Source organism: Ruegeria sp. BA2 (assembly GCF_056539605.1).
The window spans coordinates 1-25,201 of the sequence record NZ_JBQFVE010000009.1 but is presented as its reverse complement, the minus strand read 5'-3'; the positions used below and the strand labels follow the sequence as shown (position 1 = coordinate 25,201).

Here is a 25,201-nt window from a genome sequence, read left to right as displayed (position 1 = left end):
CCCAGCGACAGGAGGGTCTGATGCCCGAATTGCAAGGTCAATGCATGTGCGGCGCAGTGACTGTGACCGCGACTCCGGCGAAAGACTCGCTGGGCGCGTGCCATTGTGACCAATGCCGCCGCTGGACCAGCTCAATGCTGGTGACGTTTCAGGCCGAGCCCGGCTATGCCGCTCTGGGACCGGTCAAAACCTTCACCTCGTCCGATTGGGCCGAGCGTGCCTTTTGCGCCGATTGTGGTTCAGCGCTTTGGTACCGGATCACCCTGCCAGGCGAGATGCACGGACATACACAAATGGCAGCAGGCCTGTTCGAAGATACAGGCCACCCGCTGCAACTGGAACTTTACATCGACAAAAAACCCGGCGGGTACGCGTTCGAAGGTGAGCGCCGGCAAATGACCAAGACGCAGGTCGAAGCCATGTTTGCCCAACCGGAAGAAGGAGACAGCCAATGACCAAATATGATGCCGATTGGGTGCAGGCCGAAGAAACCAAACGCAAATGGATGGCTGAAAATGGTCTCTATTCCGAGCAGGAAGAGCATTCTTCCTGTGGGGTTGGGCTTGTTGTGTCCATCGACGGCAAACCTTCGCGCAAGGTGGTTGACGCAGGCATTGATGCGCTAAAAGCGATCTGGCACCGCGGGGCTGTTGATGCCGATGGCAAAACCGGCGATGGCGCGGGCATCCATGTTCAGATCCCGGTGCGTTTCTTCTACGACCAGATCCGCCGGACAGGGCATGAGCCCAATTTGGATGAACTGATTGCCGTTGGTCAGGTTTTCCTGCCACGCACGGATTTTGGCGCGCAGGAGCAGTGCCGGACCATCGTGGAAACCGAAGTTCTCCGCATGGGCTATTACATCTATGGCTGGCGGCACGTGCCCGTGGATGTGACTTGCCTGGGCGAAAAGGCCAACGCAACCCGCCCCGAGATCGAGCAGATCCTGATTTCGAACTCCAAGGGTGTGGACGAAGAGACGTTTGAGCGTGAGCTTTATGTTATTCGCCGACGCATCGAAAAGGCAGCTTTGGCCGCGGGCATTTCCGGGCTTTATCTGGCGTCACTGTCTTGCCGGTCGATTATCTACAAAGGCATGATGCTGGCTGAACAGGTGGCGGTCTTCTACCCGGACCTGATGGACGAGCGCTTTGAATCGGCTTTTGCGATCTATCACCAGCGTTATTCGACCAACACCTTCCCACAGTGGTGGCTGGCGCAACCCTTCCGCATGTTGGCGCATAACGGCGAGATCAACACGCTTAAGGGCAATATCAACTGGATGAAAAGCCACGAGATCCGGATGACCTCGGACAGCTTTGGTGACTATGCCGAAGATATCAAGCCGATCATCGCAGGTGGATCGTCGGATTCCGCTGCATTAGACTCGGTTTTTGAGGTTTTGGTGCGTGCGGGCCGCTCGGCTCCGATGGCAAAGACCATGCTGGTTCCGGAAAGCTGGTCCAAGCAGGCGGTTGAGCTGCCGCAGGCATGGCGTGACATGTATTCCTACTGCAATTCGGTGATGGAACCTTGGGATGGCCCTGCCGCGCTGGCTATGACCGACGGCCGTTGGGTTTGCGCCGGGCTGGACCGGAACGGTCTGCGCCCGATGCGCTATGTCGTAACCGGGGACGGATTGGTGATTGCCGGGTCCGAGGCCGGGATGGTTCCGATCGATGAGGCATCGGTCACTGAAAAGGGCGCTTTGGGCCCGGGTCAGATGCTGGCCGTTGATATGAAGAAGGGTAAATTGTTCCGCGACACCCAGATCAAGGACAAATTGGCCCGTGCTCTGCCCTTTGGCGAGTGGGTTGGCAAGATCAATGATCTGGACGGAACGCTGGCCGGCGTGTCCGAAGCACCAATCTTCAAAGGTAAAGAGCTGCGCAAGCGGCAGATCGCAGCCGGGTACTCGGTTGAGGAGCTGGAACAGATTCTGGCCCCGATGGCCGAGGATGGCAAAGAGGCGCTGGCGTCTATGGGGGATGACACCCCGTCAGCTGTTTTGTCCAAGCAATACCGCCCGCTAAGCCATTTCTTCCGTCAGAACTTTAGCCAGGTCACGAACCCTCCGATCGACAGCCTGCGCGAATACCGCGTGATGTCGCTGAAGACGCGTTTCGGGAACCTCAAGAACGTGTTGGACGAAGACAGCAGCCAGACCGAGATCATCGTTCTGGAAAGCCCGTTTGTCGGGAACGCGCAGTGGGACATCCTGGTAGAAAATCTGGGATCTCCGCTGGCTGAAATCGATTGTAGCTTTGAGCCCGGCCAGGGCGTGCTAAGCGCGGCTTTGGCCCGTGTTAGAGCCGAAGCGGAGGAGGCCGTACGCTCTGGCGCAGGACATTTGGTGTTGTCGGATATGAATTCGGGCGAGGGTCGCGTGGCCATGCCGATGATCCTTGCGACCAGCGCCGTGCATTCGCACCTGACGCGCCAGGGGCTGCGCACGTTCTGTTCACTGAACGTGCGATCCGCAGAATGCGTCGATCCGCATTACTTCGCGGTTTTGATCGGCTGTGGCGCGACCGTTGTGAACGCCTATCTGGCCGAAGATTCACTGGCAGATCGCATTGATCGCGGTTTGCTGGATGGAACGCTTACAGAAAACGTTGCACGGTTCCGCGAAGCCATCGATCAGGGCCTGCTGAAGATCATGGCCAAGATGGGGATTTCGGTGATTTCCTCATATCGTGGTGGCCTGAATTTTGAGGCCGTAGGCCTCAGCCGCGCGATGGTGGCAGAGTACTTCCCCGGCATGACCAGCCGTATCTCGGGCATCGGCGTCACCGGTATTCAAACCAAGCTGGAAGAGATCCACGCCAAAGGCTGGGACAGCGGTCTGGACGTTCTGCCCATCGGGGGTTTCTACAAGTCTCGCAAATCGGGTGAGACCCACGCGTGGGAAGCGACCTCGATGCATATGATGCAAATGGCCTGTAACAGAGCCTCATATGAGCTGTGGAAACAGTATTCGGCCAAGATGCAATCGAACCCGCCGATCCACCTGCGTGACCTGATGGATTTCAAGCCAATGGGTAAGCCGGTGCCGATTGAAGAGGTCGAATCGATCACATCTATCCGCAAGCGTTTTGTCACGCCGGGCATGTCGCTGGGCGCGCTGTCGCCCGAAGCACACAAGACGCTGAACGTCGCGATGAACCGGATTGGCGCCAAGTCTGACAGTGGCGAAGGTGGCGAAGATCCGGCGCATTTCGTGCCCGAGCCTAACGGTGACAATCCATCGGCCAAGATCAAACAGGTGGCCTCGGGCCGGTTTGGCGTAACTGCCGAGTACCTGAACCAGTGCGAAGAGCTTGAGATCAAGGTAGCCCAGGGTGCGAAACCCGGTGAAGGCGGTCAGTTGCCTGGCATGAAGGTCACCGACCTGATCGCCCGCCTGCGGCATTCAACCAAGGGCGTGACCCTTATCTCACCGCCGCCGCACCACGACATCTACTCGATCGAGGATTTGGCGCAGCTGATCTATGACCTGAAACAGATCAACCCGCGCTGTAAGGTGACGGTAAAGCTGGTGGCGTCTTCGGGCGTTGGCACGATTGCTGCCGGTGTGGCCAAGGCGAAAGCGGATATTATCCTGATTTCGGGTCACAATGGCGGAACGGGCGCGTCGCCCGCAACCAGTATCAAATACGCTGGACTGCCGTGGGAGATGGGCCTGACCGAGGCGCATCAGGTTCTGGCGATGAACAACCTTCGCGACCGCGTGACTCTAAGGACCGATGGTGGCTTGCGCACCGGGCGCGACATCGTCATGGCCGCGATGATGGGGGCCGAGGAATTCGGTATCGGCACCGCCGCCCTGATCGCGATGGGCTGTATCATGGTGCGTCAGTGCCAGTCGAACACCTGCCCGGTTGGTGTGTGCACGCAGGACGAGTCCTTACGCGCCAAATTCACCGGCAATGCGGACAAGGTGGTGAACCTGATCACCTTCTACGCGCAAGAAGTGCGCGAGTTGCTGGCCAGCCTCGGTGCGCGTTCGGTGGATGAAATCATCGGTCGGGCCGATCTGTTGGCTCAGGTCAGCCGAGGCTCGGCGCATCTGGATGATCTGGACCTCAACCCGCTGCTGATCACTGTCGATGGAGCGCATGACATCGTCTACAACCGCGACAAGGACCGCAACGCGGTGCCGGATACGCTGGACGCTGAAATCGTGCGTGACGCAGCCCGGTTCCTGAAAGACGGTGAAAAGATGCAGCTGTCTTATGCAGTGCAGAACACGCACCGGACCGTTGGCACACGTGTTTCCAGCCATATCGTGCAGAATTTCGGGATGCGAAACACGTTCCAGAATGACCATCTGCATGTGAAGCTGCAAGGCTCAGCTGGTCAGTCGCTGGGGGCATTTGCGGCTCCGGGCCTCAAGCTTGAGGTATCGGGTGATGCCAATGACTATGTTGGCAAAGGTCTTTCGGGCGGCATGATTGTCGTTCGACCGCCGCAGGTCAGCCCGCTGAAGGCAGATGACAACACCATCATCGGCAATACTGTTCTGTATGGCGCAACCGACGGTCACCTGTTCGCAGCTGGCCGCGCGGGTGAGCGGTTCGCGGTGCGAAACTCGGGCGCCAAGGTGGTGATCGAAGGCTGCGGCTCGAACGGATGTGAATACATGACCGGCGGTGTGGCCGTGATCCTCGGTGATATTGGCGCCAACTTTGGTGCGGGTATGACGGGCGGTATGGCCTATCTGTACGATCCTGAAGGCAAAGCCGAACAGCTGATGAATATGGAGACATTGGTCACTTGCCCTGTGACAGTGGAGCATTGGGAAACGCAGCTGAAAGCGATGATCGAGCGCCATGTCGAAGAAACCAACAGCCGCAAGGGAATTGATATCCTGCAGCATTGGGAAGTGGAAAAGGCCAACTTCCTTCAAGTTTGCCCGAAAGAGATGCTGAACAAACTCAGCCATCCGCTGACCTCTGAAGTTGCGGCCGTTCCTGCAGAATAGGCCCCGATACAGCGAGAATCAGGGACCCGGCGTGTTGTTTCCAACACGCCGGGTTTTCTTTTGTACGCACTTATTGTTTCCAATTGTTGTGCAATGCGGGTTAAAACGCCTAGCTTTGGTCATAGTTTATTCGGGAAATGCAGGCATGATGCCGTCCCAATGATGTGAGTTAAGTGGAGTATCGGTGTGCCCACGACCTATACAGACCAGTTTTTTGTGCTCGACCCGGCGAACCCGGGTGCGAACGGAACGGTGGTTGGAACCACGCTGAACGTTGAGGTCTTTGATATCGTCGATCAGAACGACGATGACCTGATCAACCGGCTGAACGGTGATTCCGTCGACGGTTCAGACATCACTGCATCCTACTTTGACGACGTCGTAACCATCGAGCTGCCGAGCGGTGTAGAGGTGACTTACGTCGGTGTGACATTCTACCTCGCAGATGGGCGTGAGGTTTTTACACCCACTGACGGGCAGGTTCTGCAGCAGGGCACTTTTGTATCCTCGTCGATCACCGACTTCAGCGATGATGGCGCGTCCTTTGGCTCTGTGGACATAGCCAATGGGGATCTGGGTCCGCCCTGCTTTACACCCGGCACTTTGATCGAAACACCTGACGGGCCAAGGCTAGTCGAGGATCTGAAGCCGGGCGATTTGATCGCCACGGCCGATAGCGGTGCAAAACCTTTGCTCTGGATTGGCCGGACAACTGTGGCGGCCGAAGGAAAGCTGGCGCCGATCAGGTTTGAAGCCGGAGTTTTTGGTCTTACGCATCCGCTTCTGGTGTCTCCGCAGCATCGGATGCTGATTGACGATTGGCGCGCGCCTTACCTTTTTGGTCACGAAGAAGTTCTGATTGCCGCGCATTGCCTTGTGAACGGCGAAACCGTGACACGTGTGGAAGGGGGAGAGGTGGAATACATCCATCTGCTATTCCGACGGCACGAAATTGTGTTTGCCAACGGGGCTAAAAGCGAAAGCTACTATCCAGGGCATGCAGTGAGTCTGGCCGAGGAACGAACACAGGCTGAAGTGCTTGAATTGTTCCCAGAGCTCAAATTTCGGGGTGCTGCATCAGTAAAAACCGTGCGCCCGGTTGTGCGTCCGCGTGACGGGCAGATGTTGTCGAAATAATCCGTTTCAAATGCGGCCCGGGCGGCGTATAGCAAGCCATGGCAAAAAAAGCAGCGCGCAAGTCTCGCGGTAAGAAAAACAAGGCGTCTAAATCAAAGAATGCATCAAGCCTCATCGCTCGGATTCGGCGCTGGGCATTGCGTACTGTTGTGGGGCTGGCGGCAGTTTTTGTGGCTTTGGTGCTGATATATTCAGTCGTGAACCCGCCGGTCACTCACACAATCTGGTCGGAATGGCGACGACTGGGCAAGGTCGAGCGTGACTGGGTGGCGATCGAGGAGATATCTCCTGTCATGGCGCGGTCCGTGGTCGCTGCCGAGGATGCCAACTTCTGCCTGCACTGGGGGTTTGATGTTGAAGCGATCCGCGACGCGCTGGAAGATGGCGGCAGTCGCGGTGCCTCGACCATAACGCAACAAGTGGTGAAGAATGTGTTTCTGTGGCAGGGGCGCAGTTGGGTCCGCAAGGCGCTTGAAACGACGATGACCCCGGTCGTTGAAATCGTCTGGAGCAAACAACGCATTCTCGAAATCTATCTGAACGTCGCCGAAACAGGCTCGGGCGTCTTTGGGGTCGAGGCAGCGGCGCAGAAATATTACGGAGTAAGCGCCGCAAAACTGTCGCCGGTTCAGGCGGCACGATTGGCCGCAATCCTGCCCTCGCCGCGCAATCGATCAGTCACTGATCCATCGGTTCGGACGCGCCGCCGGGCAGCCTCGATCCTGGATGGGGCGGCTACCATCCGCGCAGATGGACGCGCCGACTGTTTCGAGGATTGAAACCACATCCCCTCAGGCGCTAAAGCTTGAAGAGTAGTCTATTGGTTCGATTGGAAGTTCATGGCGCGTCTGTTTCACGTTCCCCTCTCTCCCTACTGCCGCAAGGTTCGCCTGTCTCTGGCCGAAAAGAAGATCGAGGTTGAACTGGTCGAAGAACGATATTGGGAACAGGATCCTGATTTCCTACGTCGCAATCCGGCGGGCAAGGTTCCGGTGCTGCGGCTGGATGGTCAGATCATGGCTGAAAGCGCGGCGATCTGTGAATACATCGAAGAGACCCGCCCTGAGCCACCTTTGATGCCCAAGAAGCCCGAGGCGCGATATGAAGTTCGACGCCTAGTTGGCTGGTTTGATGACAAGTTTCATCACGAGGTGACGTCAAATCTCTTGTATGAGCGGGTGAACAAGAAGGTGACGGGTCAGGGCTATCCGGACAGCAAAAACGTCAAGGCTGGTGCAAAGGCGATTAAGTATCATCTGGATTACATGGCTTGGTTGCTGGACCATCGCCGCTGGCTGGCGGGAGATCAGATGACGCTGGCCGACTTTGCGGCTGCGGCGCACCTGTCGGCGTTGGACTATATCTCGGATGTGGATTGGAACCGCAGTTCGGCGGTTAAGGATTGGTACGCGAAGATAAAGTCTCGCCCCGCGTTCCGGTCGATTCTGGCAGATCAGGTTCCGGGTTTCCGACCGCCACCGCATTACGCTGATCTGGATTTCTGATAGGCTGAGGGGCAGGGGGCTGTCTGCCCCCTCTTGGCCCATTGGGCCAATTCACCCCCGAGGATATTTTTGGCCAGATGAAGAGCGGATCAGAGTTGAAAGAGCGGTTGGTGGAACAGGCCTTGAGCGAAGGGTTTGTGGCCTGCCGGGTGTGCCGTCCGTGGGATGTGCCTGAGGTGCCCGAACGGATGGATGCGTTTCTGAAGGCTGGTTTTCATGGGCAGATGGGTTGGATGGCTGAGCGAAGCCATTGGCGCGGCGATCCATCGGTGCTGTGGCCTGAGGCGCGGGCGGTGATTATGCTGGCCGAGAGTTACACGCCCGAACATGATCCGACAGAGGTTTTGGCGCATCCCGAATTGGGGGCGATCTCGGTTTATGCGCAGAACAAGGACTATCATGATTTGGTCAAGAAACGCCTCAAGCGACTGGCGCGATGGTTGATTGCCGAGGGCGGGGGTGAGGTGAAGGTTTTTGTGGACACCGCCCCTGTACCCGAGAAGGCGCTGGGGCAGGCCGCTGGGTTGGGGTGGCAAGGCAAACACACCAATCTGGTTAGTCAGGATTGGGGGAATTGGGCCTTTTTAGGGTCCGTTTTTACGACATTAGACCTGCCCGTGGACGGCGCAGAAGTTGACCATTGTGGATCGTGCAGTGCTTGTTTGACGGCATGCCCCACCGCTGCTTTCCCAGCGCCTTATCAGTTGGATGCACGACGCTGTATCTCGTATCTGACCATCGAACATAAGGGACCTGTGAACGAAGAGTTGCGGGCGCTAATGGGCAATCGAATTTATGGCTGCGATGATTGTTTGGCTGCGTGTCCTTGGAACAAATTTGCGGTGGCGGCCAGCGATGTTCGCTATGCTGCGCGGGACGAATTGAAAGCGCCCCCGCTCGCCGAGCTGGCACAGTTGGATGATGCGGCATTTAGGAAAAAATTCTCTGGTTCGCCGATCAAACGGATCGGGCGGGATCGGTTTGTGCGAAACGTTCTGTACGCGATTGGGAATTCCGGCGATTCGGCGTTGCTGTCAATTGCGCAGGGATTAACCGACGATCCTGATATGACCGTGGCAGATGCTGCGCGCTGGGCAACAGCTCGGTTGTCGTAAACAGGCTGGACGCGCCGCAAGAAAACGCTACACCCGATTTTGGCGAACAGATGGAGGACCCGATGGCGCTGGCTTTGGGGGTGGATACGGGCGGAACTTACACGGATGCGGTGCTAATCCGGGATGAGCGCGAGGTGATCGCCTCGGCCAAGTCCCTGACCACGCGGGCGGACCTTGCGATTGGTGTCAGCCGAGCGGTTTCGGCAGTGCTTGAGACTGCCTGCGTGGCCCCGGACCAGATCGGTATGGCGTCGTTGTCGACCACCTTGGCCACGAACGCGCTGGTTGAGGGACAGGGTGGGCGCGTCGCGCTTATCTATGTCGGGTTCCGGGATAGTGATCTTGAGAAGCATGGGCTGAAAGACGCATTGAAAGGTGATCCGGCTTTGGTGTTGGCAGGGGGGCACAACCACGCCGGAGGGCAGGTCGCAGAGTTGGACATTGAGGCGCTTGAAGCCTTTTTAGACTCACACACAGGTATTTCCGGTTACGCGGTTGCAGCGCAGTTTGCGACCAGAAATCCGGCACATGAACTGGAAGTGGCGCGTGTGATTACCGAACGTGCGGGTGTTCCGGTGACGTGCTCTCATCACCTGTCGGCCAAGCTGAACGGGCCAAAACGGGCCGTGACGGCGGTGCTGAATGCGCGGTTGATCGGGATGATCGATCGGTTGATCGGGCGGGCACAAGATCAGTTGCAAGCCCAGGGCATCAGCGCGCCCATGATGGTCGTGCGGGGCGATGGCGCGCTGATGAGCGCCGAGCAAGCGCGGGAGCGACCGATTGAGACAATCCTCAGTGGTCCTGCGGCTTCGATTGTCGGGGCGCGTTGGTTGACCGAGGCCGAGAACGCCTTGGTTTCCGACATTGGCGGCACAACAACCGATGTGGCGCTGATCCGTGACGGCAAGCCAGCAATCGATCCTGCGGGTGCGCAAGTGGGCGGATTTCGAACCATGGTTGAGGCCGTTGCCATGCGCACCCATGGCTTGGGCGGCGATAGTCAGGTTCATGTGGTGACCGAAGGCTTGGGCGGCGGTGTTTTCCTTGGGCCGCGCCGGGTGCTGCCGGTGTCGCTGATCGCTGCCGAGGCCCCAGAGATTGTTCATGCTGCGTTGGATGAGCAATTGCGTGCGACGACCGTGGGTGAACACGATACTCGGTTTGCGCGCCGGGTCCCTGGGATCCCCGCTGACGGGGTAGGCCCGCGTGAAGCTGTTTTGTTGGATCGGTTGGCGGATCGGGTCGTTTCGCTTAGCAAACTACTACAGACTAGGATGGAGCATGGTGCGCTGACCCGTCTGGTCGACCGCGGGATCGTGCAGGTCTCGGGCGTGACACCGTCGGATGCCAGCCATGTACTGGGGCGACTTGACGATTGGGATCGCGCGGCCGCGCTGAAAGCTTTGGAACTGATGGCACGTAAGCGGGTTGGATCGGGTGACCAGCTTGCGCAGTCTCCTGAAGCTCTGGCTCAGGTCATTGTCGACCAATTGACCGAACAGACCGCATTGACCTTGTTAGAGACTGCTTTTGCCGAGGAAAGCGACGATTTTGGCCTGCCTGCCAAAGATCTTGCGCGGCATGTCTTGACGCAGCGTGGGCTGGCAAAACACCGTGGATTGCTTGCGCTGGATGCGGCACTGAATGTGGATGTGGTGGGGCTCGGCGCATCTGCCCCCAGCTATTACCCGGCGGTTGGTAAGCGTCTGCATTGTAAAATGGTTCTGCCGGAACATGCCGGCGTCGCCAATGCAATCGGGGCTGTTGTCGGACGACTGACCTTGCGTCGCACGGGATCGGTGACCTCACCGGCTGAGGGCCGATATCGGGTGCATCTGGAAGAAGGCCCGCAAGATTTCTCGGATTCCACCTCTGCTTTGCAGGTTCTCGAGGACGCGCTGCGGGGTGAGGCCGAAGGGGCCGTACGGGACGCTGGTGCTGAGGACATTCGCGTAACCGTCGACCGCGACATCCGCACCGCCAAGGTTGAATCGCAGGAAGTATTTGTTGAGGCGATGATCACGGTTGAGGCCAGCGGGCGACCTCGGGTGGCGGTCGGGTAGCCCCGAAGGGCTACCAGATCATTCACTCTGCCGCGCTGGACCGTTTGGGCAGAACCCAGTCCGGGCGCGGGAAGTGGCAGGTATAGCCGTTGGGGATGCGCTCAAGGTAATCCTGATGCTCGGGCTCGGCTTCCCAGAAATCGCCGACGGGCTCCAGCTCGGTCACGACCCTCCCGGGCCAGATACCGCTGGCATTCACATCGGCGATCGTGTCTTCGGCCACCTGTTTCTGGGCATCGTCCACGTAATAGATGGCTGAACGATAGCTCATCCCACGGTCATTGCCCTGACGATTCAGGGTGGTGGGATCGTGGATCTGAAAGAAGAACTCCAGCAGTTCACGATAGGTGATCTGGCTGGAATCAAACCAGATTTCGATCCCTTCGGCATGGGTGCCATGGTTGCGATAAGTGGCGTTGGGCACGTCGCCGCCGGTATAGCCGACACGAGTGCGGGAAACGCCGGGCAATTTGCGGATCAGGTCCTGCATGCCCCAAAAGCAACCTCCGGCCAGAACGGCGCGTTCATCGGTCATCAGATGTCCTCCACATGGATCAGAAATTCGCCATAGCCTTCGGCCTCCATCTCATCGCGATGGATGAACCGCAGCGAGGCGGAATTGATGCAATATCGTAGCCCACCATGTTCGCGAGGACCATCCGGGAAGACATGGCCCAGATGGCTGTCCCCGTGTTTCGAGCGGACCTCGGTCCGGATCATGCCATGGGTCGTATCGCGGAACTCTTCAACATGTTCATGGATGATCGGCTTGGTAAAACTGGGCCAGCCGCAGCCGGATTCGTATTTGTGGGTCGAGGCAAACAATGGCTCGCCCGACACGATGTCCACATAGATGCCAGGTTCTTTGTTGTTCAACAGCTTGCCGGTGCCCGGGCGTTCGGTGCCGCTGCGCTGGGTGACGTGAAACTCTTCTGGTGAGAGGGCCGCAATGACCTCGGGGTCTTTGGAATAACGGGGCATGGATCCTCCGGTGTTAGGATTGTGGTGCACTATTTGGGCACATCCTGGGGAAATTCAAAATCATATTTCAATCTGATCAAGAGTCTGTGCGATTCACACAATCAGCTCCTTGTCGCGACTCCAGAATAGCAGGAGGCGATAAGATGTTGCGCATGGCTTTGGCGACCGATCTGATTTTGTTGGGCAAGGCCGTCCAGGTCGCGATGGAGACCACCTAGTTCCTGATGTCCAAGGTGGCAAGATAGCCGCCAATTACTGATCCGGCCCTATGCCGGATGCTTGAAAGCTGATCGATCAGGCTGAGGCGTTGCTGCGCTGCCCCGGGTCTCGTGACAGCTGCACCGCAAGAATGCCCAAGGTCGTGATTGCGACCCCCAACAGATCCATTGCACCAAGCTTTTCGCCCAAGAGGATGGCGGCAATTGCAACGCCGAATACGGGATTGAGGAAGTGGAACGTCGCTGCGCGCGTTGCTCCGATTCGGTCCAGCAGAAGAAACCAGAGGAAGGTCGCCAGCAGGCCGGGGAACAGGGTGGTGTAGGTGAAAGCCAGAACAAATGGCAGTGTAAGGTGGATATGGATCGTTTCGAACACTGGGGCGGCAAGAAACAGCACAGTTGAACCGATCAGCATTTGAAGCCCGACAACCATCATAAAGTTTCCGCCCGACGTCGCCCCCCGCACTGCAAGGGTTGCGAACGTCAAAGCTAGGGCCCCAATCCCGCAGAGCAGAACACCGAACAGATCGACCCCTGCGTTGATCCGACTGCCCATGATCAAGGCGACCCCGATAAAACCAGCGAGCAGGCCCGTGATGCCCAGCGGACGCATCCGTTCACCCAGCGCCAGCCATCCAGCCAATGCAACCAACAGCGGCATGGTTGATGCGATGATCGCGGCGACCGAGGCTTCGACCGTTTGCATCGCATAGAAGTTCAGACCCAAATAAAGGGCATTTTGGCATATTCCGAACAGGATTGTGGCGCGCCACTGATTGCGTGACAGATGCCAGCTTTGTCCCAAGGCGCGCGCTATTACGACGCCGAGCAAACCCGATATGAGGAATCGCAAGGCCAGAGAAAACAGAGGCGAGGCATCCGCAACGATGATCCGCGCCGACGAAAACGCCGAAGACCATATCAGGGCAAAGACAAGCCCCATGGCAATGGCGCGCAGATCCATTTCGGCCTCCTGATAGAATTCGGGCGACTGTTTCCGATTTTGACATCAACCGCAAGGAAAAGGGGCCGCCTGTTGGCGACCCCTTTGATCTTATGCTCTGTCTTCGGCGAATTAGCCGTTGACGCTGTCTTTCAGAGCTTTCGCGATGGTCATTTTGACCACTTTGTCAGCCTCTTTCTTGAACTGCTCACCGGTGGCGGGGTTGCGCACCATGCGCTCGGGGCGCTCGCGGCAGTAGATTTTGCCAACGCCGGGCAGAGTCACGGCACCACCAGCGGAAACTTCGCGGGTGATCAGGCCGGTGATGGCCTCCAGCGCGGAGTTTGCGGATTTCTTGTCACTTCCCATTTCCTCAGCGAGAGCAGCCACCAGCTGAGTCTTTGTCATAGGCTTTGCCATTTCTTGGTCTCCTTAACGTGCCCGATCTATAGGGCCTCACCGCGTAACTGTAACGGGATATTGTGGCCGAACACAACGAATAGTAGCACCAAAAACCCCAAAAATAGGGGGAATTCGTTGCTTTTTTGCTTCAGAGAAAGGCCGTTTCGTCGAAGGAACGCAATTTCCGGCTGTGTAAACGCTCGAGCGGCATGCCGCGCAAATGCTCCATCGCCCGAATTCCGATCGCAAGATGACGACTGACCTGAGTGGTATAGAACGCCGAAGCCATGCCGGGAAGCTTTAATTCGCCATGCAAGGGCTTATCCGAGACACACAGTAAGGTGCCGTAGGGAACCCGGAACCGATACCCATTGGCGGCTATCGTTGCGCTTTCCATATCCAGTGCAATCGCACGCGATTGGCTGAGCCTTTGCACCGGCCCGGAATGATCGCGCAATTCCCAGTTGCGATTGTCGACCGAAGCAACAGTGCCAGTGCGCATGATGCGCTTTAGCTCATAACCTTCCAGCTCGGTTACTTCGGCCACAGCCTGCTCTAGCGCGACCTGAACTTCAGCCAATGGGGGGATCGGCACCCAGACGGGCAAATCGTCATCCAGCACCTTGTCTTCGCGCAGATAGGCATGGGCCAGAACGAAATCTCCCAGCGCCTGCGTATTGCGCAGCCCGGCGCAGTGTCCGACCATCAACCAGGCGTGCGGGCGCAGCACCGCAATGTGGTCAGTGGCTGTTTTGGCGTTTGACGGCCCGACACCGATATTGACCAAGGTGATCCCCGAGCCATCTGCACGTTTCAGATGGTAGGTGGGCATTTGCGGCAGCTTCAACGGCTCTTCCATAGCAGCTTTGGCATCTGTGATCTCGACATTCCCGGTCGAGACAAAGCTGGTATACCCGCTTTCGGGATCGGCCAATTGCGCACGCGCGTAGTTTTCGAATTCCGAGACGTAGAACTGATAGTTGGTGAACAACACATGGTTCTGAAAATGGCCGGGGTCGGTTGCGGTGTAATGCGACAGCCGCGCCAGCGAATAGTCCACGCGCTGCGCGGTGAACAGGGCAAGGGGCCCGGAGTCGTTTTCAGGCTCGTTTACGCCATTTACGATGTCATCGTTGGTTGTATTCAAGTCCGGCACATCAAACGCATCGCGCAACGTGAAACCGGCAGCGCCCTGATGCGGGACAATGAGATCTGGATTGTTGGCCACGGCAAAATGAACCGGGATCGGCGTTTCCGAGGCTCCGATAGTTACCGGCTGATCGTGATTCTTGATCAACAGCGCGATTTGCTGGGTTAGATAAGACCGGAACAGATCGGGGCGCGTCACTGTTGTGGCGTGCATACCCGGTTCGGACACATGTCCAAAGCTTAGGCGGCTGTCGACCTGGGCGTAAGACGATGTTTTGATACGGATTTCCGGATAGAATGCGCGATATCTTTCGGTTGGAGTCCCGTTCTCCAGGGCCTGCGCAAAATTGTGGCACAGGAAATCTGTTGCCTGTTTATAAAGCTCTTCCAGGCGGGCGACTGCCGCTACCGGGTCGGTAAAGGTCTGAGGGGAAGGAACGTCAGGAGTTCTTATGATTGTCATGCAAGGGGTTCCAGAAGATCGATCTTTTCAAATGTGCGTACGTCCACCAGCCCAAGGTCCGAGATCCGTAGTTCAGGGATCACAACCAGTGCCAGTAATGAGTGCTGCATATACGCGTTGTTAAGTTGACAACCGCAGGCCTGCATCGCCTCGACCATCGCTTCGGCTTTGGCAGCCACCTCGGCAGCTGGGCTATCGGACATCAAGCCTGCGATGGGCAGTTCCACCAGGGCTAATTCTTCACCATCTCGGAAGATCGTGATGCCTCCGCCTACTTCGGCCAATCTGTTCGCGGCCAGCGCCATCTGTTCGCGGTCGGTGCCCACAACGATCATGTGGTGGCTGTCATGTGCCACGGTTGAGGCCATTGCCATCCTGCCCTGATAGCCGAAGCCCGCAACAAAGGCATTCGTCACACCTCCGGTTGCGCGGTGTCGCTCGACCAATGCGATCTGACATACATCGCCTTCGCCCTCGACAAGCCCCTCGATGATGGGCAGTTCGGATTTCAGTGCTTGTGTGGGGGCTTGGTTTTCAACCACGCCGATCACATTGGCCATAACACGATTGGCTCCGGCAGGGGCTGCGATCTCAAAATCGGTCGATGTTAGCGCATGCCCCAAATGAACGGTATTCCGCGCCTTGTCGGGCCAGTTCAGATGCGGGCAGTCGATTGTCACCGCCCCATCCTCAGCTACGATCTGACCGCGCGCAATCACGGTTTCGATCGGCAGCTCTGTCAGGTGCGAACTCAGGATAATGTCAGCACGCCGACCGGGACTGATCGAGCCGATTTCGCGCTCCAGGCCAAAATGGGTCGCCGTGTTGATCGTCGCCATTTGTAAGGCGACCAGAGGATCGCACCCGCAGGCAATCGCATGGCGCACGACACGGTTCATATGCCCATCATTGACCAGCGTTCCTGAATGGCAGTCATCGGTGCACAGGATAAAGTTCCGCGGGTCCAACCCCTTTTCGGTTACTGCGGTGATCTGGCTTTCCACATCATACCAGGCCGATCCAAGCCGCATCATCGACCGCATCCCCTGACGGACCCGAACGATGGCGTCGGCCTCGCAGGTGCCTTCATGATCATCAGCGGGGCCACCCGCAACATATGCCGCAAAATCAGGCCCTAAATCGGGCGAAGCATAGTGTCCGCCCACTGTTTTCCCTGTCCTCTGCGTGGCCGCGATTTCGGCCAGCATCTTCGGGTCGCCATGAATGACACCGGGAAAATTCATCATCTCACCCAACCCGACAATGCCGGGCCAAGACATCGCTTCGGCCACATCCTCGGCGGTGATCTCATAGCCTGTGGTCTCAAGCCCCGGCGCAGAAGGCGCACAAGACGGCATCTGGGTGAAGATGTTCACGGGCTGCATCAGCGCCTCGTCATGCATGAGGCGCACGCCTTCAAGGCCAAGCACATTGGCAATCTCATGCGGGTCGGTGAACATGGACGTGGTTCCATGCGGGATGACAGCGCGGGCAAATTCGGCAGGGGTCAGCATGCCTGATTCGATGTGCATATGCGCGTCGCACAGGCCGGGGATCATATAGCGGCCATTGGCTTCGATGACCTGAGTCTCGGCTCCGATGCAATGTGATGCGTTCGGTCCCACAAAGGCCACGCGCCCCGCAGTGATTGCGACGTCATGATCGGGCAAGGTTTCGCGGCTATGCACATTTACCCAAATGCCGCCACGGATCACCATATCAGCAGCCTCACGGCCTGCTGCAACTGCAATGAGACGAGGGGCGGTATCGGGCCAACTTGGGAAGGGCGTGTATTCCATGGCCCAACTTTCACGAATGCGACAGAAGGTGCAACCCCCACCTGTGAGGTGTCACCGTATCATCACAAACTCCGCAGCGCGTTAGCGCTGCTACGCCCAACCAGAGGAGATGCCCAAAGGGCATTGACGATGGGCGGGAGGGCTTATTTCAGACCTGCGCATCAACTTCAATCTCGGCGCGAAGCCAATCGGCGAACGCAACAGCTCCTGGTGTCTCTTCGGCCTGAGGGGAAAGCAGCAAATAATAAGCCTCGGGCATCACGGCACGGTGGCTGAATGGTGCGATCAGTCGGCCCTCGTCGATCAGACGCTTTGCGATCACATCATGCGCCAGACACAATCCCCCACCCGCCATTGCAACGGATAGGCTGACCAGATACGTCGTCGAATAAGTTACTTGAGGTTTTTCCCAAGTTAGAGCCTGATCTGTAATCCAATTTTCCCAGTTCGATAACAAATTTGAGCAATCGAATAAGGGTTGTTTCTGTAGGTTCTCCAGCGTCACTGAAAACTCCGGGGCACAGACAGGATAGTAGTGATCGGTCCGCAGTAATTCGGTGCGCACCGTATCAGCGGGGCGCAACGAATAGCGGATTTCCACGGCTGCACCCTCGGCCATTTCGCGAGGTTCCCAGAGCTCAGTGAAGATGTTCAGATGTATATCTGGATGCAGTTCCCGAAACCGGGTCAGGCGCGGGGCAAGCCAGTTAACGGCAAAGGTAATATTGCTTTGCACCTGAACCGCGTTTTGTTGCGCACCTGTGACGGCCTGCGTCCCCCGCATCAATGTCCGAAACGCCTCGCGCACCACCGGCAGATAGGTGATCCCTGCCTCGGTTAGTTCCAGCGCGCGCGGCCGGCGCAGAAACAAGGGCTGACCCAGATACCCCTCCAACGACTTTATCTGCTGGCTGACCGCGCTTTGCGTCATGTTCAAATCCCGCGCTGCACCCGTGAAGGACAGGTGGCGGGCAGCGGCCTCGAAGGTTCTCAGCCAACCAAGCGGTGGAAGGGGTGTCTGCATATGCATAACCTCGCCATTAGTTTTACTAATGAACTAGGCATGTTTTTTTCGTTGGTCAAACTTTTGCGGCGCAGGCACGATTTCCGCACGTCGCGAACATTTCGCTAAGGAGCCCGGCATGCGTGTCACCAACCTGCGCCCCAACATTGATCATTGGTCAGAACGTGTGGATATGGCGGCCACCTTCCGGTGGACGGAGCGTCTTAATATGCATGAAGGCGTAGCCAACCATTTCAGTTTGGCTGTGAATGCCGAGGGCACAAAGTTCCTGATGAATGCCAATCAGATGCATTTTGCCCGCATCACTGCGTCCAATCTGCTGTTGCTGGATGCCAATGACCCGAAAGTTATGGATCAGCCCGGTGCACCGGACCCGACCGCTTGGGGGTTGCACGGATCGATCCACCGCCATTGTCCTCATGCACGCTGTGTGATGCACGTGCATTCGATCTTTGCGACGGTTCTCGCCTCGCTGGCAGACAGCACCCTGCCGCCAATTGATCAGAACACAGCGACCTTCTTCAACCGCTACGCGATCGATGAAGAATTCGGAGGTCTGGCGTTTGAAAGCGAAGGCGAACGCTGCGCTACGCTGCTTTCTGACCCGAAAAAGAAGGTTATGATCATGGGCAATCACGGGGTTCTGGTGATCGGTGAAAACCCTGCAGACGCCTTTAATAGGCTCTATTACTTCGAGCGCGCTGCCGAGACATACATTCGCGCGCTACAGACCGGGTTACCCTTGCGCGTTCTGTCAGATGAGATTGCCGAGAAAACCGCGCAAGAACTGGATGATTATCCCGGCCAGGCAGAAGCACATCTGCGAGAGATCAAAGCTGTTCTGGACGCCGAAGGTTCGGATTACGCTACCTGATTATACCTGCTGAGGAGTATCAGCCATGACCGATGTCAACGACGCAGAGGCTGCCCGCTGGAATTATCGCCCCGAAGGCCCGGTTGGTTTGAACCCGCTATTTAACTGGCCACCACGGCCTGCTGCTATCCTGAGTTGGTACGGAGGGGCTTGGCTGCCGCTAACGTCCCTGACGCTTTGCATGGTATTTGCGTTAATCGCGTATTTTGCATTCTTGCCTCCATTAGAGGCAATGCAAAGCTTCGCGCCCGGATGGATGTTCCGCATTTGGATGCTTAACATGGTGCCTCAGATTCTGGTGGCAGGTGGGCTGCATTGGTGGCTTTACATGCGCAAAGGTCAGGGCATGTACAAAAAGTTCGACCGGCGTGATCTGACCCGCAACAATGGAACTTTTACATTTCGCAATCAGGTTCTGGATAATATCTGGTGGACATTGGGCAGCGCGATGACCGTGGCGACGGTCTATCAATGGCTGATCTACTGGGCGATGGCGAATGGATTTGTGCCGGTCATAACCTGGGCGGCTGCGCCCGTATGGTTTGTGATCTGGATGCTGCTGATCCCGATGTGGTCAGGGCTCCACTTCTATTGGGTGCACCGATTGGAACATCATCCTAAGCTTTATAAACACGTCCATGCCGTGCACCACCGCAACATCAACATTGGGCCTTGGTCGGGGATATCGAACCACTGGTATGAAAACCTGCTTTATTTCACGACCTACTTCATCCACCTGATCGTGCCTTCGCATCCTCTGCATGTGCTGTTTCACGTCTATTTTCAGCAGATCAGCCCGGTGCTGTCCCATTCGGGATTCGAAAAGCTGAAAGCAGGCGAAACAGATGCTGCGCGGGCCGGGGATTTCTTTCACCAGCTGCATCACCGGTATTTTGAGTGCAACTATGGCACCTCGGAGATTCCCTTCGACAAATGGTTTGGCACCTATCACGATGGTACGGCCGAAGCGACAAAGCGGACGCGTGAGTTCAAAAAGCAGATGTACACTTGAGCAAAAAGACCTGTGTCAGGGTCTGTTTCAGTTCTTCTCAAACAATGCGATCAGCGCGATGTCGTCTTTGTTTGGTCCAGCGGCCAAATCACCATAAATGCGCACCTCTGGCAGCGAAAGATTGCTGATCTGTGTCCCTTGCAGGCTCTTTAGTGCATCAGCGAACCCTATTGCCTCAAAGTGTTTGGCATTGATCGACAGGGCGAATTGCGCGCCAGGTCGCGCGACGCGCAGCAGCGCTGGCAAAACGTCTGGTCCCAGATGGCCATGGGTGAATGTGCCGGATGAAACCACGCCTGCATAACTGTCGCGCGGGACAGGCAGACCGTGATTCAAATCAGCCTCAATCGCGTCGCGATAGATATCCTTGCGCATAGCCTGATCCAGCATCTCGGCGCTGATATCAGTGGCATCGATCGGGCCAACACCCAACCCGGCCAGAATTGCACCGCATAACCCTGTTCCTGCGCCCACATCCAACACCGGACCCTGTCCGCCTGCGGCCACAAAGGCGCGTGCTGTATGGATGTGGAGCTGGTAATCCTCGAGCGCCGCAAAGCTATCGTCATAATCCCCGGCCCATTCCGCGTAGAGGCGCTTGTTCTCTTCGGGGGATTTCAGGGCATAAGCCGCGTGCAGATCAGGTGATTTCTTACTCATGGATTAATGAATGCGCATCAGAGGATTCGAATCAAGTGCGTCCATCCGGCGCTTGCATCCCCGGATTGGGGGGATCATCAAAGGGGTATGACTCAGACACTCTTTTCCTTCGGCCACGGCTATTCTGCGCGCGCTGTCTCGCGGCGACTTGATCCCAAGACATGGCGCATCATCGGAACCACGCGCGATCCTCAGCAGCTTGAGGCCATCCGCGCCTCGGGTGCGGAGCCTTGTGTTTGGCCTGGGGAGCGGCCTGATCTGGACGGGGTGACACATCTGCTGATTTCGACCGCGCCGAACGCTGAGGGCGATCCGGTGCTGGCAGGGCTAAGAGACGATATTGTTGCACATGCCGGGCAGTTCGAATGGGTCGGATATCTGTCGACCACAGCCGTCTATGGAGATCATCAGGGCAACTGGGTGGACGAGACAACGCCCGCCACACCAACGGCGGAGCGCGGCAGGTGGCGTGTGCGTGCCGAGCAGCAATGGAGGGACATTCCGGGACTGCCCCTGCATATTTTCCGCCTTGCAGGTATCTATGGCCCGGGTCGCGGGCCGTTTTCGAAACTCAAACGCGGAGGGCTGCGGCGGATCATCAAGCCGGGTCAGGTTTTCTCGCGCATTCATGTGGATGACATCGCCCAGGTTTTGACGGCGTCGATGGCCAAGCCCAATCCAGGTGTAATCTATAATGTCTGCGATGATGAGCCGGTGCCGCCCCAGGATGTGATCGGCTATGCTGCCGAGCTTCAAGGGCTGCCACTGCCACCAGCCGTTCCGTTTGATGAGGCTGATCTGACTCCGATGGCACGCAGCTTCTATAACGAAAACAAACGCGTTCGGAATGATCGGATCAAGGATGAGCTGGGAATCACATTGCTTTATCCGGATTACCGTGTCGGGCTTGAGGCACTGATGTCAGATCAAAACAGCACCTTGTGACGGCCTTGCCTTGTCAAGAAACCGATGCGGGTTGTAAGGGGATGCGATGAAGGATCGCTCTGCCCCGCTTAAGATCACCGTTTCGACCCTGACCCGCCAGCGGCCCGAGATGCTGGCTGCGTTGATCCAAAGTTGGGGCGAGATGGCGTTGCCGCCCAATTGTTCGGTGCGATGCCTTGTAGTGGAAAACGACAGCAAACCGCTTAGCGAAGAAACCATTCGGGCTATAGGAGACGTACTGCCCAATGGCGCAGGTCTGGATTATGTCCTCGAAACCGAGCCCGGGATTCCATTCGGACGCAACCGCGCCGCGCGTGAAGCAATTCAGCAGGGCTCTGACCTGCTGTGTTTTGTTGATGATGACGAGGTGGTCGCGCCCGATTGGTTGGATCGGCTGGTTGCGGGGTATCGCGCTAGCTCTTCAGTGTTGCTGGGTGCTCCACTGCGTGCGGCAGGGCCAACGGGGCAGGAAACGGCGATGCAGCGGCTGATGTTGCGCAATATCAGCAACCGATACCTCGACAAAGAGAATGCGGCCGCGAAGAAAGCCAATCTGAACGATACCGGCGGCGTGACCATCGTGACCAACAACTGGTTGGGCGAAACCCGCCTGTTCAGCGAAGCCGGTCTTTGGTTCGATGAAACCATGCGGATGACAGGCGGAACCGACTCAAAATTCTATGCCGAGACCGTGGCCGCCGGATTGCCGGTCGGCTGGGTTCCTGATGCTTTTGTGTATGAGACCATTCCGCCCGAGCGCTTATCTTTCTGGTACCAGGCCGCCCGTGGGCGGGATCAGTCTAACACCCATATGCGCCGCAAGCTTGATCAGAAACCCGCCAAGGCCGTTTTGGGATTTCTCAGCGCGCCTCTTCGTTTGGTCGCATTGTTGGGGGCAATCTTGTTGTTTCCGTTTCAACCGGACCAGCGGCTGATCCAGATCGCCCGAACGGCTGGGTGGCTGGTCGGGGTATTGGGTATCCCCTTCGGCTACAAATCCGCGCTGTATAAGAAAGTCAGTGGTCACTGATTTTATGCTGACAGATTAACGAGTGGTATAAAGCGCAGTTATGACGCCGCGGAGGCAGGTTTTTTGCGGGTTGCCTTGGCACGCCGATTCAATAGCTTTGAGTTATCAATATCATCTAAAAACAAAACTTATATGAATGACTTGGATTTGCTAAATCTAGCCCAAACAGAAAGACCGAGTCGTTAATGCCATTTCCCACACTCAATGCAGGGCCATTCTGCGCGACCGCGCGAAATGCCCAAATCCGTGGTCGAAATAAAAGCACTTGCAACCCCTGTTTCATGTTTCAAAGTTAACCGCGCGACGCACACATCTAGCTAGGACTGGAGATCGATATGGACGGAAGTGATACCCCCAACATGGGCAAATGCCCGGTAATGCATGGCGCCGAAGCCCGGACCAATCGGGATTGGTGGCCGAACCAGTTAAACCTGTCGATTCTTCACCAGCGTAGCCCTGCGTCGAACCCGATGGGTGAGGCTTTCGACTATGCCGAAGAGTTCAAGAAGCTTGACCTAAAAGCATTGAAAGAAGACCTGTTTGCGCTGATGACGGATTCGCAGGATTGGTGGCCTGCGGATTACGGCCACTATGGCGGTTTCTTCATCCGCATGGCATGGCATGCCGCAGGCACCTATCGCACGGCGGATGGTCGCGGCGGCGCTTCGACCGGCAATCAGCGGTTTGCGCCGCTGAACAGCTGGCCGGATAACGGCAACCTCGACAAAGCGCGCCGTCTGCTGTGGCCAATCAAGCAGAAATACGGCAACCAGATCTCCTGGGCTGACCTGTATATTCTGGCCGGCAACTGCGCGATCGAATCCATGGGTGGCACGACCTTTGGTTTCTCTGGCGGTCGCGAAGACATCTGGGCACCCGAGGAAGATATCTATTGGGGGGCCGAGACCGAATGGCTTGCTCCGACTGAGAATCCGCACAGCCGCTATTCGGGCGAGCGTGATCTGGAAAACCCACTGGCCGCTGTCCAGATGGGTCTGATCTATGTGAACCCTGAAGGCCCGGATGGTCAGCCCGACATTCTGGCGTCAGGCCGAGATATCCGCGACACCTTTGGTCGGATGGCAATGAACGATGAAGAAACTGTGGCTCTGGTCGCAGGTGGCCACACCTTTGGCAAAGCCCATGGTGCGGGTGATCCCGACCTGGTTGGCCCCGAACCTGAAGCAGCTCCAATCGAGGATATGGGCTTTGGCTGGATCAACAAGTTCGGCTCGGGCAAGGGTGGCGACACCACGACCTCGGGGATCGAAGGCGCCTGGACCGCGAACCCCATCAAATGGGATAACGGCTATTTCGATCTGCTGTTTGGCTATGACTGGAACCTGACCAAAAGCCCTGCAGGTGCGTGGATTTGGGAGCCAGTGGGCGTTAAAGAAGAAGACATGGCCCCAGCTGCGCACGACGCGACGAAAAAGGTCAAGACCATGATGACCACCGCTGACATGGCGATGCGTATGGACCCGATCTATGGCCCGATCTCAAAGCGCTTCCACGAAAATCCGGACGAGTTCGCTGATGCCTTTGCCCGTGCCTGGTTCAAGCTGACCCACCGCGATATGGGCCCGCGTGCGCGTTATCTGGGTGACGAAGCCCCGACCGAAGAGCTCATTTGGCAGGATAACGTGCCTGCAGTGGATCATGCCCTGATTGACGATGCGGATGCGGCCGATCTGAAGGCCAAGATCCTTGCAACCGGGTTGTCGGTCTCAGAGCTTGTTTCCACCGCCTGGGCTTCTGCTTCGACCTTCCGTGGGTCGGACATGCGTGGCGGCGCCAACGGTGCGCGTATTCGCCTAGCCCCGCAGAAGGATTGGGAGGTCAACGAGCCGCTGAAACTGTCCAAGGCGCTGGATGCGCTGGAAGGCGTGCAGACCGCGTTCAATGACGCGCAATCGGGTGGCAAGAAGGTCTCGTTGGCCGATGTCATTGTTCTAGGTGGCGCTGCGGCTATCGAACAGGCGGCCAAAGCGGCGGGCCACGACGTTGACGTGCCCTTCACTCCCGGTCGCACCGATGCGTCGCAAGAAAAGACAGATGTCGACTCCTTCGCCGTGATGGAACCCATCGCTGACGGTTTCCGTAATTACCTGCACAAGGAATACTCGGTTCCGGCCGAGGCTCTGATGGTGGACAAAGCGCAACTTCTGACACTGTCAGCACCCGAGATGACGGCGCTTGTCGGCGGGATGCGCGTGCTGGGCACAAACTTTGGCGGCACGTCACATGGTGTCCTTACGGATCGGGTTGGTACGCTCAGCACCGATTTCTTCGTAAATCTGCTAGACATGGGTACCGAATGGAAACCATCCGGTGAAGGCGTCTATGAGGGTCGCGACCGTGCCAGCGGTGACGTCAAGTGGACAGGTACCCGCGCGGATCTGGTCTTTGGGTCAAACTCCCAGCTGCGGGCACTGGCCGAAGTCTATGGTCAGGATGATGCGGGTGGTAAATTTGTCTGCGATTTCGTTTCCGCATGGAACAAGGTGATGAACGCTGATCGTTTCGATCTGAAGTAACCCGGCGATCATAGAAGTGATTTGCGCCGCCCGAGAGAACTCGGGCGGCGTTTTCATTCGCCCGACGCCGGGGTGCCTACCAAGCATTGGGTACGATTCCGCCGAAAGGTGATCTATTCCTTATCTTCAACCCTTTCGTTGGCGGGATCGCACGGTGGATTATTAAGTTAACCTGTTGTTATTATTAAGGAAGAGAAGAAACTGACCAGAAATGTGAAGTTTTTTCAAATTGGGGGTTGCAGGTCCCAGACCTAATCCGTAAATACCCCTTCACCGGCGCTGCTGAGGCGGTTGCTGGGGTCGCTGAGACGGCCTGACGGACTGGAAAGACGGTTGGACGCATCGGAGAGACGGTGG

Annotated in this window: 20 protein-coding genes; 12 read left to right on the top strand and 8 right to left on the bottom strand. The window is 57.2% G+C overall.

What is annotated here, in order from left to right; all coding sequences use genetic code 11:
• Positions 1–20: 20 nt before the first annotated feature.
• The 7 genes from ACR0NN_RS17470 to ACR0NN_RS17440 all read left to right on the top strand — a co-directional run bounded on the left by ACR0NN_RS17470 (position 21) and on the right by ACR0NN_RS17440 (position 10,807).
• A complete protein-coding gene (locus ACR0NN_RS17470) occupies positions 21–455 on the top strand; it encodes a GFA family protein (protein ID WP_170684889.1) in 435 nt (144 codons plus the stop codon).
• Positions 452–4,984: a glutamate synthase large subunit gene (gene gltB / locus ACR0NN_RS17465; RefSeq protein WP_170722879.1), complete on the top strand. Its 4,533-nt coding sequence runs from the start codon at positions 452–454 to the stop codon at positions 4,982–4,984. Before ACR0NN_RS17470 ends, gltB begins: the two co-directional genes overlap by 4 nt.
• 186 nt (positions 4,985–5,170) lie before the next feature.
• A complete protein-coding gene (locus tag ACR0NN_RS17460) occupies positions 5,171–6,121 on the top strand; it encodes a Hint domain-containing protein (protein ID WP_170722881.1) in 951 nt (316 codons plus the stop codon).
• A 38-nt stretch (positions 6,122–6,159) separates the two neighbouring features.
• Positions 6,160–6,900 (top strand): monofunctional biosynthetic peptidoglycan transglycosylase, encoded by a 741-nt coding sequence (gene mtgA, locus ACR0NN_RS17455; RefSeq protein WP_170722883.1) that lies wholly within the window; start codon positions 6,160–6,162, stop codon positions 6,898–6,900.
• Positions 6,901–6,960: 60 nt separating this feature from the next.
• Positions 6,961–7,626 carry an FtsZ-binding protein FzlA gene (fzlA, locus tag ACR0NN_RS17450; protein ID WP_170684896.1) on the top strand — a complete coding sequence of 222 codons (666 nt, stop codon included), beginning with the start codon at positions 6,961–6,963 and terminating at the stop codon, positions 7,624–7,626.
• 77 nt (positions 7,627–7,703) lie between these two features.
• On the top strand, positions 7,704–8,741 hold the full coding sequence (gene queG, locus ACR0NN_RS17445; protein ID WP_170722885.1) for a tRNA epoxyqueuosine(34) reductase QueG: 1,038 nt from the start codon (positions 7,704–7,706) through the stop codon (positions 8,739–8,741).
• Positions 8,742–8,803: 62 nt separating this feature from the next.
• Complete coding sequence (locus tag ACR0NN_RS17440; protein ID WP_170722887.1) at positions 8,804–10,807, top strand: hydantoinase/oxoprolinase family protein; 2,004 nt, start codon at positions 8,804–8,806, stop codon at positions 10,805–10,807.
• 22 nt (positions 10,808–10,829) lie between these two features.
• Here ACR0NN_RS17440 and msrA read toward each other — a convergent pair whose 3' ends face one another.
• The 7 genes from msrA to ACR0NN_RS17405 all read right to left on the bottom strand — a co-directional run bounded on the left by msrA (position 10,830) and on the right by ACR0NN_RS17405 (position 17,786).
• Positions 10,830–11,342 carry a peptide-methionine (S)-S-oxide reductase MsrA gene (gene msrA / locus ACR0NN_RS17435; RefSeq protein WP_170722890.1) on the bottom strand — a complete coding sequence of 171 codons (513 nt, stop codon included), beginning with the start codon at positions 11,340–11,342 and terminating at the stop codon, positions 10,830–10,832.
• Positions 11,342–11,788: a peptide-methionine (R)-S-oxide reductase MsrB gene (msrB, locus tag ACR0NN_RS17430; protein WP_170722892.1), complete on the bottom strand. Its 447-nt coding sequence runs from the start codon at positions 11,786–11,788 to the stop codon at positions 11,342–11,344. The genes msrA and msrB overlap by 1 nt, the downstream gene beginning before the upstream one ends.
• Before the next feature lie 294 nt (positions 11,789–12,082).
• Positions 12,083–12,970, bottom strand: coding sequence for a DMT family transporter (locus tag ACR0NN_RS17425; RefSeq protein ID WP_170722894.1), 888 nt, complete (start codon positions 12,968–12,970; stop codon positions 12,083–12,085).
• A gap of 111 nt (positions 12,971–13,081) precedes the next feature.
• Positions 13,082–13,369: an HU family DNA-binding protein gene (locus tag ACR0NN_RS17420; RefSeq protein WP_170684908.1), complete on the bottom strand. Its 288-nt coding sequence runs from the start codon at positions 13,367–13,369 to the stop codon at positions 13,082–13,084.
• Positions 13,370–13,499: 130 nt separating this feature from the next.
• Positions 13,500–14,963 (bottom strand): AMP nucleosidase, encoded by a 1,464-nt coding sequence (locus ACR0NN_RS17415; RefSeq protein ID WP_170722896.1) that lies wholly within the window; start codon positions 14,961–14,963, stop codon positions 13,500–13,502.
• Positions 14,960–16,762 carry an adenine deaminase gene (gene ade / locus ACR0NN_RS17410; RefSeq protein ID WP_170722898.1) on the bottom strand — a complete coding sequence of 601 codons (1,803 nt, stop codon included), beginning with the start codon at positions 16,760–16,762 and terminating at the stop codon, positions 14,960–14,962. Before ade ends, ACR0NN_RS17415 begins: the two co-directional genes overlap by 4 nt.
• Before the next feature lie 148 nt (positions 16,763–16,910).
• Positions 16,911–17,786, bottom strand: coding sequence for a LysR family transcriptional regulator (locus ACR0NN_RS17405; RefSeq protein WP_170722903.1), 876 nt, complete (start codon positions 17,784–17,786; stop codon positions 16,911–16,913).
• 118 nt (positions 17,787–17,904) lie between these two features.
• On the opposite strand from ACR0NN_RS17405, the gene ACR0NN_RS17400 reads away from it, so the two are divergent.
• Entirely contained in the window at positions 17,905–18,660 is a 756-nt protein-coding gene (locus tag ACR0NN_RS17400) for a class II aldolase and adducin N-terminal domain-containing protein (protein WP_480685211.1), read from the top strand.
• Between the two features lie 25 nt (positions 18,661–18,685).
• Complete coding sequence (locus ACR0NN_RS17395; protein ID WP_170722908.1) at positions 18,686–19,672, top strand: sterol desaturase family protein; 987 nt, start codon at positions 18,686–18,688, stop codon at positions 19,670–19,672.
• Between the two features lie 27 nt (positions 19,673–19,699).
• On the opposite strand, the gene ACR0NN_RS17390 is transcribed toward ACR0NN_RS17395, so the two are convergent.
• Positions 19,700–20,332, bottom strand: coding sequence for a class I SAM-dependent methyltransferase (locus tag ACR0NN_RS17390; RefSeq protein ID WP_170722910.1), 633 nt, complete (start codon positions 20,330–20,332; stop codon positions 19,700–19,702).
• An 87-nt stretch (positions 20,333–20,419) separates the two neighbouring features.
• Here ACR0NN_RS17390 and ACR0NN_RS17385 point away from each other — a divergent pair, with 87 nt between their 5' ends.
• The 3 genes from ACR0NN_RS17385 to katG all read left to right on the top strand — a co-directional run bounded on the left by ACR0NN_RS17385 (position 20,420) and on the right by katG (position 24,844).
• On the top strand, positions 20,420–21,277 hold the full coding sequence (locus ACR0NN_RS17385; RefSeq protein WP_170722912.1) for an SDR family oxidoreductase: 858 nt from the start codon (positions 20,420–20,422) through the stop codon (positions 21,275–21,277).
• Positions 21,278–21,323: 46 nt separating this feature from the next.
• Entirely contained in the window at positions 21,324–22,307 is a 984-nt protein-coding gene (locus ACR0NN_RS17380) for a glycosyltransferase (RefSeq protein ID WP_170722918.1), read from the top strand.
• Positions 22,308–22,642: 335 nt separating this feature from the next.
• Complete coding sequence (gene katG / locus ACR0NN_RS17375) at positions 22,643–24,844, top strand: catalase/peroxidase HPI (RefSeq protein ID WP_170722921.1); 2,202 nt, start codon at positions 22,643–22,645, stop codon at positions 24,842–24,844.
• Positions 24,845–25,201 lie beyond the last annotated feature (357 nt).